Origin of the sequence: Mesorhizobium sp. M1E.F.Ca.ET.041.01.1.1 (assembly GCF_003997355.1) — a bacterium.
Taxonomy (GTDB): Bacteria; Pseudomonadota; Alphaproteobacteria; order Rhizobiales; family Rhizobiaceae; genus Mesorhizobium.
On record NZ_RZSL01000112.1, the window covers coordinates 1 to 14,086 of the forward strand.

Annotated in this window: 10 protein-coding genes and 1 pseudogene; 5 read left to right on the top strand and 6 right to left on the bottom strand. The window is 59.9% G+C overall.

Going from position 1 to position 14,086, the window contains the following annotated elements; translation table 11 throughout:
- From EOA38_RS12165 to EOA38_RS12185, 4 genes and pseudogenes are all read right to left on the bottom strand, one after another.
- Window positions 1–1,574, bottom strand: a pseudogene (locus EOA38_RS12165) (OmpA family protein); the annotation flags it as partial.
- Window positions 1,575–1,581: 7 nt separating this feature from the next.
- A complete protein-coding gene (locus EOA38_RS12170; RefSeq protein WP_126094396.1) occupies window positions 1,582–2,247 on the bottom strand; it encodes a hypothetical protein in 666 nt (221 codons plus the stop codon).
- A gap of 449 nt (window positions 2,248–2,696) precedes the next feature.
- The gene (locus tag EOA38_RS12180) at window positions 2,697–3,005 is read right to left on the bottom strand and encodes a class I SAM-dependent methyltransferase (RefSeq protein WP_245464700.1); all 309 of its coding nucleotides are present in this window, start codon (window positions 3,003–3,005) and stop codon (window positions 2,697–2,699) included.
- 75 nt (window positions 3,006–3,080) lie between these two features.
- Complete coding sequence (locus tag EOA38_RS12185; protein ID WP_126094397.1) at window positions 3,081–4,145, bottom strand: M35 family metallo-endopeptidase; 1,065 nt, start codon at window positions 4,143–4,145, stop codon at window positions 3,081–3,083.
- A 272-nt stretch (window positions 4,146–4,417) separates the two neighbouring features.
- On the opposite strand from EOA38_RS12185, the gene EOA38_RS12190 reads away from it, so the two are divergent.
- The 3 genes from EOA38_RS12190 (at window position 4,418) to EOA38_RS12200 (ending at window position 10,131) form a co-directional block, all read left to right on the top strand.
- Window positions 4,418–5,032: a nuclear transport factor 2 family protein gene (locus EOA38_RS12190; RefSeq protein WP_126094398.1), complete on the top strand. Its 615-nt coding sequence runs from the start codon at window positions 4,418–4,420 to the stop codon at window positions 5,030–5,032.
- A gap of 48 nt (window positions 5,033–5,080) precedes the next feature.
- Entirely contained in the window at window positions 5,081–6,955 is a 1,875-nt protein-coding gene (locus EOA38_RS12195; protein ID WP_127299319.1) for a hypothetical protein, read from the top strand.
- Between the two features lie 98 nt (window positions 6,956–7,053).
- Complete coding sequence (locus EOA38_RS12200; protein ID WP_127299320.1) at window positions 7,054–10,131, top strand: adenylate/guanylate cyclase domain-containing protein; 3,078 nt, start codon at window positions 7,054–7,056, stop codon at window positions 10,129–10,131.
- 54 nt (window positions 10,132–10,185) lie between these two features.
- Here EOA38_RS12200 and EOA38_RS12205 read toward each other — a convergent pair whose 3' ends face one another.
- Window positions 10,186–10,833: a class I SAM-dependent methyltransferase gene (locus tag EOA38_RS12205; protein WP_126094401.1), complete on the bottom strand. Its 648-nt coding sequence runs from the start codon at window positions 10,831–10,833 to the stop codon at window positions 10,186–10,188.
- A gap of 367 nt (window positions 10,834–11,200) precedes the next feature.
- Here EOA38_RS12205 and EOA38_RS12210 point away from each other — a divergent pair, with 367 nt between their 5' ends.
- Window positions 11,201–12,496: an outer membrane beta-barrel protein gene (locus EOA38_RS12210; RefSeq protein WP_126094402.1), complete on the top strand. Its 1,296-nt coding sequence runs from the start codon at window positions 11,201–11,203 to the stop codon at window positions 12,494–12,496.
- A gap of 125 nt (window positions 12,497–12,621) precedes the next feature.
- Complete coding sequence (locus EOA38_RS12215; protein WP_126094403.1) at window positions 12,622–13,164, top strand: dihydrofolate reductase family protein; 543 nt, start codon at window positions 12,622–12,624, stop codon at window positions 13,162–13,164.
- Between the two features lie 156 nt (window positions 13,165–13,320).
- Here the strand turns inward: EOA38_RS12215 and EOA38_RS39110 are convergent.
- The coding region (locus tag EOA38_RS39110; RefSeq protein ID WP_189434626.1) for a hypothetical protein at window positions 13,321–14,086 on the bottom strand (766 nt) is incomplete at its 5' end.

Sequence of the window (14,086 nt, forward strand, 5' to 3'; positions counted from 1 at the left end):
GCGGCAAGCGGGTCTCTCAGACCGGTAATATAGAATTGGCCGTCGCGCACATTCTGATCGGCGACGATGATGCCAGGCTGGGTCTCCAGTTGCGACACATAGGCCTGCCAGCGTTCCTCGGCGCTCACATCGCGGACCCCGGAGATGTCGAAGACCGGGCCGCCTGCCGAAAGCTGCTGGGCGGCGGCCCGCGCCCGGTTGATCCATGTGGTGGTCGCCTCACCCTCGGCGACAATGCGACCATTGACTACTGAAAGCCGCACCGAATCCGGTGGCGCCAGCGACGCCGTCAGCCGCTTCAGCACGAATTCCGGCTCGAGGCTCTGATAGAACTGCCAGTTTGAATGAACGCGGGCGGGATCGACCTCCGTTCCCGACAACAGCGACTGCGGGTCGGCGGCGAGCGGGTCTCTCAGGCCGGCAATGTAGAACTGGCCGCCGCGAATTTCTTGTTCGGAAACGACGATCCCCCGCTGCGGCGCCAGTCGCGACAGATACGTCTGCCAGCGCTGCCCGGCTTGCCAGGAAAGAAAGAACCAGGCGCCTGCCGCAGTCAGAATCAGCAGGGCTGCCGTCACCACCAGCCACGGGAATCCCTCTTTTGAATCCGTATGCTGCAGCTCGACACAGGTCTGCAACTGGGTCTCTACGCCGGGTAACTGCGAGGTGTCCCCGTCGAAGCGCTCCAAAGCCTGCGAGGACTGATCATGGATGCGAAGCAATACGTCGCGGATTACGTCATGCAACTCCTCCGGCGGATTTCCCCTGATCACCGCAACCAGCGTCGCAAACGGTCCGACTTCCGACCAGAGGCGAAGCTCTCCGAACCGGATGGTGTCCAGGCCGCTGTTTTCTTTCTCGTTGAACGAGTCCTTCACAAAATCCTGGATTGCGCTGAGCATCGAGGAAATCAGTTGAGGGTCTTCGCTGGTCGCGTTTTCGGCCGTTACATGCGCGATCAAAAGCCCGGAGCTGCGGCTGATGAGAAAGACATGCTCCACGCGATAGACGAGAGAATGCTTGAGAACGACTTCGGAGAAGCTTGTTCCCGTTCTCCAGGCCTCAAATCTCCACTTGAGGCCATGCCAGGTAAATATATGCCTTAAAGATTCATTCAGCGACTGGAAGGTCTGGTCAATCTTTTCGCCAATCGACTTGCGAATGGCCGGCAGAAACACCGGATACAATATATCGGTCAGCGCGCTGGGGTTCTTCTGGATGGACCGTTGCGCAGCCCTCTCGACGGCTGGCGCAAGGGCCTCGCCGAGCTGCACAAGAGACGCCCCTGCGGCTGCGGTGGGGAGAACGCTCCCCACTGCAGCCGCAAGCTGCTCAGGTTCGTCGAGCAGGTGCGTAACGCGTGAAAGTTCCGAGATTTCGTGGCCGACGAGCAGTTGGCGAAGCCTTTCCAGCCGATGATCGGCGGCTGGGATTCCTTCGTAAAGCGCATGGTTGTCCGGATCGACGTTCCGGGCAATTTCCACCAACAGGCGAGCCAGAGCCTCGCGATCAATCCCGGTATCGTTCGAAGCTGGTCTTTGAGGAAGGCTGATTGGTTCGACGCTCGACGTCAACTTCCGATCAACTCACTTTCCAGCCACGCTCCGAATTGCCCTTGCTGCCGACGGGATCCTGATTGAGACATTTCGCGACCTCGACAAACAGGCCGGCCAAAAGATTCCGGTCGGTCTTGACGTTGCTGAGATCGGAAAAGATCTTCTCCATCAGCATTTGAGCGCTTTCATTCTTTTGCTTGATTTCCTCGCGCAGCAATTGGTCGCTTCTGTTCATGCGATCCGCTATTTCGCGCTCGAGCTCGCTCAATTGATCAGACAAAGCGCGCACCTGCTTTTCAAGCGCCTGATTTTGATCGCGAAGATTGCGGTCGATCTCCTTGTCGGCCTCGGCCCGCGCATCTTTTTCGTTCCGCAACTGCGTCGCCAGCGAGTCGACCTGCTTCTTGGCATTCGACTCGTAGGTCTCAAGATTGCGCTTGGCCTCGGATTCGACATCCTTGAACCGCTGCAGGAACCGTTCCTCAAGTTTGGAGAAGCGGCGATCATAGTCCTGCATCTGATTGCCGAACAGCAGATCGCGTATCTTGTCGACACCTGGAGCGTCACCGCCGGGCCCGCCGTCGCGCGCTTGGGGAGCCATAAAGTTCAGCCCGTTTCCCTCTGCATTACCTATCAGATTTGCTTCCGCTTTGCTTGCTGAAGAAGCGGCCGTCGAAGATTCCTTAGCCATCACTATGCCCCAATTGCCCAGTGTAAAACTTGGAAACGCGAAATTATGTCAGACAAATACCCGGCCCGCAAGCTGGAATCCTCTTGTCTTAAGCCGATTCAGGCGTCCCTTGTTCCTCTCTTGGACTAGCAACGAATGCACGAGTTCTGATTGGTGTCTCCCGCGCACCTTTTCGCGAAAGCGGGAATAACCGGATAGTCTAATTGACAATTTTGCGCAATATCCTATTGAATTGAGTAATACACGTTAATTATAGATAGTGCTCAAATTAGGTTGCTCAAAGTCTTTAGGCGCATCGCAATTCGATGATCTATCGGCGCACATGCCGTAGCACACCCGGTTGCGATCCCCCGTTGAGCCAATCTTTCCTCGCCCGATGCGCCGATTGGCTCGCGGAGCTGAAGGCCGCGCGTGAGGACGCCCCCCTGCCCGGCACTGCCTTGGCAGGCCTACACCTTCCTAAAGAACCCGGACAGAATGTTCGGGCCCGCTTCGCCGGGGCGCAGCCTGATGCCGTCCTCGAATGAGTTCAGCGTCACGCACTCGTAGCCGTTGTAGGCGAGCAGCGCCACCAGCGAGTCGGGGTCGAAGTGGTGCAGGTGCTCGTTGGGGAGGCGCATGCGCCAGGTGCGGAACCAGGCGTCGCCGTCGGCGCCGAGCTCACGCCAGCGGCAATAAGGGACGGCGACGGCCAGGTGCCGGGTCTTGAGGCGGCCGAGGAAAGTCAGATCCGGGATGTGCTCGAGCACGTCGAACATGGCGACGAGATCCCAAGAGCTAAGCAAGCGCCTCTTCCCAACTGACCATGCTAGCTCAGTTGCGTGTGGCGTTCCTCACATCGGAAGATCCGGGTTGTTCTCGGCAAAGTATTCATGATTGTCAGCGTTATATGTGGCTCTAGGTGGGTTTTCAGCCGCGAGTGTCTTGGCGTCATTTTGGCCATAGACATAATCCCTTGTCGCCGCGACGACGCCAAAGTGACTCACTTCGTGTATGATGGTTCCGGATCTCGAATCCGTTCCTTGCAGGGCGGCGTACCAGAACTTGCTACAGACAAAAATCTTGTAAGGCTGGTCCGGGTAGACATATGCATAGTCGATTGGTTCGCAATCGCTGCCGTGGCATCCAAATGATATCGCCTTGTTTCTGAGAGCATCCGAAATCTTCGAGAAATTTCCGGCGACCCTTGCGTACAGCCCCGCGGTATGCGCCCCGAACCAGGTCAGATATCTTTGGGAACTGGGTTGCTGGGCTGGAGGCGTGTTCTGCAAAACCTGCAGGGCAGCCGAGGCTATGTTGCTTGCTTCCGCCAGCGCAGCTCCAAGATCATCCTGTTGAGAACTGTCACACTGGTCGAATTCGGGCACCGACAGCGGTACCCGCTGTGGAGGAATCCGACCTGACAGAAGCCTGAACGTGGCAGCGTTGCTCACGACTGCCGCCCGTCTCAGGGCGCCTGGACGGCCGACCAGCAGATCCGCTCCCTCGGTATCATAGGTAACGGCATAGTTCCCTGCTTCATAGATAGCGTAGTACAATGACAGATCGACGGGCGCCGAAATCGATTGCCCGGGCTCGATATTGATGAAGTCAGCCTCAGTGGGCTCTCCTCGCTTTGCCAAACGGCCTATATACTGAATTGGCTGCGATCCCCTCGTCACTGAGAACAAGTCCGCGGAGACGCCGTTGATCGGCGTGGTCCAGCTGAGCACCCTGATCGAGCTGCGCGATCGGTTGGTGAGAGTAAAGTCAATAATAAGGGGGGTATCGTTTCCATAAGAAGGCAGGCGCGATTGCAGAACTATCTCAATTTCCAGATTCTGCTGCGCAAACGCCAGCGGGATAACGCTAAAAAAAAACGACAGTATAAGTGCCAATTTCCGAACAATACTTGGCATTTTACGCCCCCATATAACCACGATTAGACGGTGTTGCTGCGTCTACGCGAGTTTTTAGTTTGCCATAACATACCAGAATCGCCCGCGGCCACCTGGCAATTGGGTATGAATTGCTGCGGGCCGGGGGATTCAAACTTACCGCAAATTCAGAAATTCAGGAACACGAAATCATGTCCGTGGCCGCGAACGTCACTGATTTCGACTGACACCTTTTTCGGTGTGGTATAAGATAAACGGGTACTTTCCCATCAAGCTCCATAGAGGGGGCCATCATGAGCGAGCGTCGGAAAGGCATAATCACTAATTGTTTGAGAAATTTTGCCCTGGTTTTCGGGTTCTGTGTTGCTTTCAGCGGCACTGCTTCAGCTGATTCATGCGCAGATGCTACTTCCGGTTGGAATCTCGAGAATCCTCCGGCCGAAGATCGCCAGGCAATTCAAGATCTTTTGTCCCGCTATGCCTGGACGATCGACGAAAGAAATGCGGCCGCGTTCACTGCCCTCTTTGCGGAACCGAAATCGTCTTACTATCAGATTTGCAGTTCAGGCGACAGTATCCTCAAGTTGACACTCGACTTTGGCCCGGAGTCGCCAGACGATCTTCTTGAGCAGATGAAAATAATATTAAAGAAAATGAAAACCGATCAACTCCAGACCCGGCATCTGGTAACCAACACCTTGTTCGATGTGGTTGACGATAAGACAGTGAATACCAAATCGATAGTCCTGGTCACTCTGCAGGACTCCCACTCTCCGGCACCGGTTCTTGACTATTCGGCGGATGCCCGGGCCTCCTTTGTGAAGGGCAACGACGGCACGTGGCGATTTCAATCGCTCACAGTCTACGCCGACTATGTTGTTGGCTCTGTCGCAGCCAAGAAGCGATGACGCCTGAAGATCGGCTATGGTTTCACTGGCACGCTCCAGTGGGCTGAATTGCGTTCCGTCGCGCTGATCGCCGCTGTCCTCGGCATTGCGTTTCTCCTGTTGTCCGGGGCGATCGGGCTTCGACATTTAGCTTTTGTATCGACGCCGCGAGCCGGTGAGAGGCAAGGCTCCGATTTCGCTTTCGCTCAGGCTGAATCTGATCGGAGGTCGTTCGCCGACGCCGTTACGCGATGGAACCCCGACATCTTCTGGGCGCCGGCCTCGAAGAGCACCGACGTCATAACCAGGTCCGGCGATGAAGCGCGGGCGGTGTTCGGTCCTATTCCCGACGGCGATTGCGACAGCCCGCAAATGAAGGTCATTCCGGTTGAAGTCGACGGCAATGTCGTCGACCTCAAGCCCAATCCGATAAAACCGGGCTCTCCGCTGGAGTTCGAGCACAGGAACGAGAACGGCGAGGTGGTGAAATGGACGGCGACATTGCCAAAGTGCGACAAGCCTTCGCTGACCGGCAGCACGACCTACTGTGGGCTGAACTCACGTGTCGTAAGGGTCGTGCGCGGCAACGTTGAATGGCTGTTCCTCTGCAGAAAATCCAATATCAGTCAGGAGGTCAGCACCGATCCCTTCTGGACGCGATCGGACCCGAGGTTTTCCGTCTTCGGCACCATCGGGTTCAACCGGAAATCCGGAGAAATTGTCTTCTTCGACGGCCGCAAGGACTGGAGCGAGTTCGATTGGTCAAAGCCCTTCGTTCCGCCGGGCGGGCGCAACTATTCCGATGAAGTCGGAAGGGCTGCGGCGCAGAAAATCTACGATCCCACGTTCCAGATCTCGTGCCATGCATGCCATGACAACAAAAGCCCCTATGTGATCGATCCGCACATTGAACAGAGCAGGGTCGGTTTCCGTTCAGCCGGCGATTCCAGATCGACCGCCTTCAGCCTGGGAGATTTTCTACCGCATCGGCCGCGGCTGCCGGGCGCGCCGTTCCGCGTGGTCGGCTCCGGCTACACCGGCACCTACCGCAATGAACTCAGCCAGGCCAGAACGGTCGAAGATCCGACGGGCAACTGCACAAGCTGCCATACGCTTACCACACAAGTCACGGGCCGCCGTTTTGCCGCGGACGCAGCGGGGCATGAGCCGACGGTCACGTTGCCAACCTGGGTTCAATTGCTCGAGTTGCACGAGGAACAGACGGTCTATGGCGAGATAGCCGCACACCGGACGGACTGGGCGGCCGGCAGCGGCGGCATCCATCCCTGGATGTTGCCGGGTTCCGGCAATGACCTGTCCTCCAGCGCACCGCGACTGAGCTCAGAGGATTGGCGGAAGCTGAGCGACTGTCTATGGGGAGCCGGTGGCTCCGAGTGCGGCTACCGCCCGCTCTACACTGGCTGCCCGGCGCCAGAGGCGGAGGATGAAGGCTCTTCGCTCGCCGATGCCAAGATCCAGGTTTTGCCTCCACCGCCCGGAGAGGCGGTTAGAAATCGTGTCCTTCGCGTAAGCTGGACCTTTCGCAACGGCTACGGGGGTGTCCCAGAGCGCGACGATGTCAGGATCAATGTGGCAGTCAGCGCGGGCGCGATTCCGGCAAACGGGGATCCGCCGCAAAACGGTGAATATCCGAGCATCGAGGAGGCAAAGGGCACCAGCATCGAGGCCATCTCCGGTCCAGTCGGCTCAGCCGGCTCCAGCTTGCTGATCGAGAACGTTTCGTTTGCCGGTCACACGAAATGGAGCGATCCGACGCCGTCGATCTCGCCGCGCACCTTCCAGATCGACCTGCCTGGCGAATGCAACCGACGCACCTTGATCCGCCTGGTGCCCAAACGGTTCTGCTTCGACCAGAGCCAGGCGGCATTCAGCGAGGCAGACCATTTGATCTACGCCGATGTTCAGTGCGGCGAGCTTCGATGATCCACCTTGACGCGATCGAAAGCGGCTGGTGAGCGCCGGGATTTGCGATAACATGACCGGGCGCTACATGGTCGCCGCACCAAGGAGGGTCCCGGAGCTTGACCACGCCGGTTCCATTGGCTAGCCCGATTTTGCCCAGCAGTCCGGCGAAGTCTGTTGCGGAGCGGCGTTATCTCACCATCCTGTTCTGCGACATGGTGGGGTCGACCGAATATGCCGACCGCCTGGATCCCGAGGATTTCCAACGCCTGATCGAGAGCTTTCTGCAGACCTGCAGCAGCGTCGTTCGGCGCCACAAGGGCGTGACCGCCAGCTACATCGGCGACGCCATCCAGGTCTATTTCGGCTATCCAATAGCCGGCGAGGACGACAGCGAGTTCGCGGTGCTGGCGGCACTCGAGATCATCGATGCGGTGGCCACCATCTCGGCAAAACAGGGATATCCGCTGCAAGTGAGGTTGGGTATCGCGAGCGGCCAGGTCGTGGTGGGGGAGTTCGTCGGTGCGCCGAGCGGAGTGTCCACCGTCGCCTTCGGCCACGTCGCGCATCTGGCGGCGCGGCTGCAGGTACTGGCCAAGCCGAATACGATCCTTGTCGACGCGGCGACCTTCGAGGCCGCGAGCGGCGCGATTGATTTCACCACGTTCGGCAAACATGAGCTGAAGGGATTCGCCGAGCCAGTCCAGGTCTGGCAGGTGCAACGGCAGCGCATGGTCCCGACCCGCTTTGCAAAGCGCGCGCATATGACCAAGCTGTGCGGCCGCAACGCCGAATTGCGACTGCTGATGGAGCGCTGGGAGACCGTCGCGCGCGACAGGCGCGGCAATGCGGTATGGGTTTCGGGAGAGTCGGGGATCGGCAAATCCCGGTTGCTCAACGAAGTCCAGCAGCGCCTGCGCAGCTTTCCGCAACTGACCATGCAATGTTCTCCGACCTTTGAGAACAGCACCCTTTATCCATTCCTCGCAGAGTTGCAGAGGATCGCAACGATCGAGGACGCTGACTCGACGGAAGAAAAGCTGCGAAAGCTCAGCAACGCATTGTCGATCGGTTCGGTGTACAGCGACGTCGCGCTGGCGATCTTCTCGAGCCTGCTCGGCATACCTGCGACCAGGCCGGACAGGCTCGAGGGGATAAGCGCCGAACGACAGCGAAACATCGCCGAGCAAGCGCTCATGGATCTGGTCGGTTATCTGGCGCGTACCACCCCGATCCTGATCCTGTTCGAAGATGAGCAATGGGCCGACGCGACCTCGCGCGAGCTTCTCGACAAAATCGTCGCCAGCCTGGCTTCGACGCCTGCGCTGTTGCTCGTATCGAGCAGGAACAACGCAACCGTTCCATGGTTCGACAGGCCGGATGTGCATCACATCAGGCTTGAAGCGCTCGGCCGCGAGGATGCCGAGGCGATTGTCCATGACATCAGTCCGAATGCGCTCGCTGCCGATGTTTCAGTGGTGCTCGATCGCAGTGAAGGCGTCCCGCTCTACATCGAGGAGCTTGCTCGGAGCGTGGTCGAAACCGGGTTGCGGCTGGACGCGCCTCAGCCGAAGCGTTCGTCACTTGCGAACAACATTCCAAACTCCCTGCAGTTCTCGCTGCTTGCCCGCCTCGACAGGCTGGGGCCCGCCAAGGAAGTTGCGCAGATCGCGGCGGCGATCGGCCGCAAATTCGATTTCGACGTCCTGCACGAGATTTGCGATTGGCCCGAAGCGGAGTTGCGCGCCGCAGTTGGCGACCTGACGCGCACGGGGCTGATCGTAGCCGAGCGAGGGACGGCCGGCGCGGGCTTTTCGTTCACCCACGTGCTCCTGCAGCAGGCCGCCAGAGGCACGATGCTGCACGAACGCGCGCAGCAGGTTCACCAATCGATTGCCGAATGTCTCGAACTGCGCGACCACAACGCAGCCTATCCCGAAGTGCTCGCCGAACATTTCGCCGACGCAGGTCTGTTCGATCGCGCCGCCGACTACTGGCTGCTGGCAGGGGTGAAGGCGGCTAAGACCTGGGCAAAAGCCGACGCAGTGCGTATTTTCAGGAAGGGCCTTGAAGCCGCAAAGCTCCTTCCTGAATCCGACGATCGCAGCCGCAGGCTGCTTCGCTTCGAACTGGAGTTGGGCGACGTGCTCTATGCCGCGCAAGGCTACGTGACGGGCGAAGGCAGCGCCGCATATCAGCGGGCCATAGCACTGAGCGGGAAGCTCGGCGAACCGGAATCGACGATCAGGGCGCTCGACGGGCTTTTCGGAACCCATTTCAATTCAGGCCAGTTTGGCAAGGCCCTTGCGGCCAGCGATGAGTTAATTCGGGTCGGCGAGCAGGGCGATTACCTGAACGCGCTCGTCATAGGTTTGCAGTTCAAGGGGATGACTCTGTTCTGTCAGGGCGAGTTGGTGGCGGCCCGGCAATATCTCGAGCACGCTCTCAGCTACAAGGGCAGTGCAGACAAGGTCGGCAGCGACTTTCCGAGCATGGCCATGATCTATCTTTCGTGGACCTTGCATATTCTGGGATATCGCCATCAAGCGCTGAAACTCTACCGCGAGGCGGAGGCGACCGTTCGGCAGCAGTCGGCATATCGCCTGGCCGCCTGCCTGGGAAACGGATGCGTGTTGTTCGCCTTCCGCGAAGAGAGCAGTTTGATCGCTCGACTGGCGGATGAACTCCTGCCGCTGGCGCAGGAAAACGGCTTCAATCTCTGGGAAAGGGTGGCGCGCTTTTTTGGCGGCCTGGCTGCATCTGACCTCGATGACAGTCCGGGGGGAAGCCACATGATGGCATTGACCGAAAGTGATCTTGAAGATCAGGAGGTCGACAAGTCGTGTTATTTAGGTTTACTGGCCAAGGCTTTCATGAACTCTGGGCAATTCGATATAGCGGCGGAGACCGTTGAGAAAGGTCTGCGCGAGGCCGGAAAGATCGGCGAGCATTACTTTACAGCTGCCCTGCTTCGCATTCGCGGTGAGATCGAACTTGCAAATGGAGCAGGAGACAGAGCGGCGGAGGCTTCCTTCCGCGAGGCGATTGCCTTTGCGCGGCGGCAGAGCGCCAGGAGCTGGGAGTTGCAGGCAACCAACAGTCTGGCGAAGCTATTGCGGTCACAGGGTAGGTTCGAAGAGGCTCGTGCTGAATTACGGGAAGTCAACGATTGGTTCATCGCGGCAGACGTGGCGTAGTCCCCGCATGAGCCCCCTCGCCGGCTATACCTTGGCGGGCGCCGATGGAAACGCCTACCGCTTCCTGAAAAACCCGGACAGAATGTTCGGGCCCGCTTCGCCGGGCCGCAGCCTGATGCCGTCCTCGAATGAGTTCAGCGTCACGCACTCGTAGCCGTTGTGCGCAAGCAGCGCCACCAGCGAGTCGCGGTCGAAGTGGTGCAGGTGCTCGTTGGGGAGGCGCATGCGCCAGGTGCGGAACCAGGCGTCGCCGGCGGCGCCGAGCTCGCGCCAGCGGCAGTAAGGGACGGCGACGGCTAGGTGCCAGGTCTTGAGGCGGCTTAGGAACCCCAGATCCGGGATGTGTTCGAGCACGTCGAACATGGCGACGAGATCCCACGCGCCGGCGAGCGCCTCATCCCAACCGACAAAGCGGACACCCGTGGGCAGCGGAAACTCGGCGATATCGCAGCCGGCGCAGTCGGCGACCCCGGTAATCTTGGCGGCTTCGACGAAGGTGCCGGTGCCGTATCCAATCTCCAGCACCGAGCGAGGGATCTCGCCGGTTACCCCCAGAACCCAGCCAAGCCGCTGATAACCGAGCTTGATGGTCCGGTCGCTCAGGTCCTCGTAATAGGAGATGTATTGTTTGTCGTACTTGATCGGTGTGAAGTCGATCTGGTGGATCACGCCAAAGCGGTCCACCTCGTAGTTGTCCAACATTGCCCAGCTGCCCTCCGGAGTCCGGATTCTTACACGGCGGAGCTAAACGCAGCGTAACTTGCGGGAGCGGTCCGCCAAACCCTGGCATGCGGCAAGATTCCAGGCACGGGGAAAGCGCTGCAGCTTGGTCTTCTCGAGCCAAGGGAGCGTACGCGCGAGCCGCCAGTCCATGCGGCTGGCCCAGCTACAACCGAGCGGCAAGTCCAGGCGCCGCGGCTATCCACAACCGGACCGACCATTTCTGGGTGCATCGCCGGTTTCCGCCTTTCGTTACGGCAGATTGCCTACCCATGTGGCATTTCTGCCACCACTGATTGAGACAACCCCTGCTAGAAACGCGGCGGGTTCTTAAATGGGGTTTGGGGCTATGCTTACGCGCTTTTCAGCGAAATCTATTCTTTTGTCTGCCGTTTCGGTTCTCGCCTTGACGTCCGCCGCGCATGCCGCCGACGTTGTGCAGGAGCAGGCGGCGCCGGGCTTCAACTGGAGCGGTCTCTATGTCGGCTTCGGCGTCGGCGCCGGCGCCAATGTACATGAGATCAGCGGCGATATCCTTCCGGGCGCCTCGCTCAACGGCATCGGCGGCGAAGGCATCTATGGCGAAGCCACCGTCGGTTACGACTATATGGTCTCGCAGCGCTTCCTGCTGGGCGCCCTGCTCGACGCTCACGTCGGCACCATCAAGACTTCGCTCGACGCGTTCGGCCTCGATGCCGACGTCAAGGAGACCTACGGCTTCGACGTCGGCGTGCGCGCCGGCTATCTCTTGACGCCGAACACGCTGGCTTACGTGCTGGGCGGCTACGCCTGGCAGAAGTACAAGCTCGACACCAATGCCGGCTTCGGCATGGACTGGGATCAGGGCGGCTATTTCCTCGGAATTGGCGCCGAAGCCGCCATCAACGCCAACTGGACGCTCAAGGGCGAATATCGCTACACGCGCTTCAGCACCACGGACGACCTGCTTTCGCAGTTCGGCGCGCCGGACGGCACGCTCAACCTCGACACCTCTCGCCATACCTTCCAGGTGGCCGCCAGCTATCGCTTCAACGCCGCCAATGGCGGGGCTGCCGGCTTCGAGACGCCGAGCTACAACTGGACCGGCTTCTATGTCGGCGGCGGGCTCGGCGCCGGCGCGTCCGTGCACCAGATCGATGTTCCGCCGGCCGGCGTGGAGTTCAACGGGCTCGGCGGCGAAGGCGTGTTCGGCGAAGCGAGCCTCGGCTACGACCAGGATTTCGGCAGCTGGGTTGCGGGCGTCATGGTCGATGCGCGCTATTCCGGCATGACCTCGGAGCTCGATCTCGGCGGCGGCCAGATCAATCTTGACACCGACTATGGCTTCGACGTGCTCGGCCGCGTCGGCATGAAGGTCAACGAAGCGACGCTGGCCTATGCGCTGGCCGGCTATAGCTGGCAGCATTTCGATCTCAACGCATCCGACCCGATCGGCGACATCATCGACTGGGGCTCGAACGGCTTCTGCGTCGGCGGCGGCCTGGAAACGGCCATGTCGGACAAGATGACGGTCGGCATCGAATACCGCTATTCGCAGTTCGAGAAGCACGACTTCTCGGCGGATCTGGGCGCGCCGGACGGCAGCATCACCTCGACGCCGTCCTTCCACACCGTGCGGATCGACGCCAAGTACAAGTTCAACTAAGCAAGGGCCCTCCAGCCAAAGCAAGAAGCCCGCCTCACCGGCGGGCTTTTTTTGTTGTCGGGAAAGCATCATCTCGTGCGTCCTCTGAAGGCACCCCCGCGGCTGCCCGAAAGAAGGAGACCATCATGCGGAAGCTCATCATCACGGAGTTCATCAGCGTCGACGGCATTGCAGAGGTCGAGAAGTTGCCGGGCGTGACCTGGAACGATGAGATGAACGCGTTCAAGGAGGACGAGCTCGCCGACAGCGGCGCCATGCTTCTCGGCCGCACGACCTACGAGATCTTTGCCGGCTCATGGCCCTCCGAAACCGGGGATTTCGCCGACCGCTTCAACGCGCTGCCTAAATATGTCGCCTCGACCAGCCTGAAGGCGCTCGACTGGCAGCCGGCGGAGCTGGTCGCCGGGCCCCTGCCCGAGTCGGTCGCAAAGCTGAAGCAAGGCAGCGGCGGAAACATCTATGTGCACGGCAGCTTGAGCATTGCCCGGCAGTTGCTCAGCCACGGCCTCATCGACCGCCTGAGGCTGCTGGTCTATCCGAGTGCCGTCGGCCAGGGCAAGCCGCTGTTTCCAACCGAGGAGCCGATTGCGCTGGAGCTGATCTCGGCCGTGCCATTCAGCAATGGCGTGGTGGCGCTGGAGTACACGCCGGGAAAAGCGAAACAATAGCCTACTGCCGCAGCGGTTTCATCAGACAGGGCATCACCGAGCGATCCTCGGTCTTGAGGTCTGATCGCGGGCGACAGGTTGATTGCCCGCGCGGCCCGAGCGATCGGGGGCGAGATGCCCCCGATCACTGTTTGGACGAGATTTGCGCACAGCTCGTTAAATGAGGAAGACGCTGGCGTCCGGATGCGTCTGGTTGTTCATCGCGTCGAAGGCGCTGGCGATATCCTCTATCCCCGGTTGACCGGTCAGGCCGAAGTTGGAGGTCGGGGCGCCGGTGTCGTTGAGGACGTCCCGCACTGCGGCAGTCACCTCGCCCGGTTGGAGCGTGTGGTCGTGGTTCGCGTCAATCTGATTGAGAATAGCGATGATGGCTGGGTTCGAACTCGTCGCCGCGGAGAAACTGAAATTGAGCTCCGGTTTACCACCGGGGCCGTCGGGCACGGCAGTGACGGCAGCGGAGAGAAACGCCGCCGCCGAGGAGCGTTCGAGGTGGTTCACGCCGCCACCGTGGGCTCCCAACGCATCCGCGATCGAGGGCGTTCCGGGGATCTTCGACAGGTTCTGGAAGCCGAAAATGGTCTCAAAGGAGGTGTTGGAGGTCCAGCCCGAATGGAACTCGCCCAACTCCTGGGTCAAGATATCCAGATGGTTCTTCCAGAAGCCCGGCGTCAAGCCCTGGCCAGGCGGCGGCAGGAAGTTGGTGAAGTCGTTGCCGGTGTCGATGCCGCCGCTGCCGGGATTATCGACCGTCTGCACGAGGATGCCGGTCTGCTGGGAGCCGGTCGGCACCACCTCGTAGATGCTCTTGCCGACATCGGCCAGCGTCAGCCCGCCGATCGACCAGTTGCCGCTGGCATCGGTCGTCGTCGAACGGTCAACACCTGGATCGAACACGTGATTGCCGTTCTCGTCGCTGTAGTTC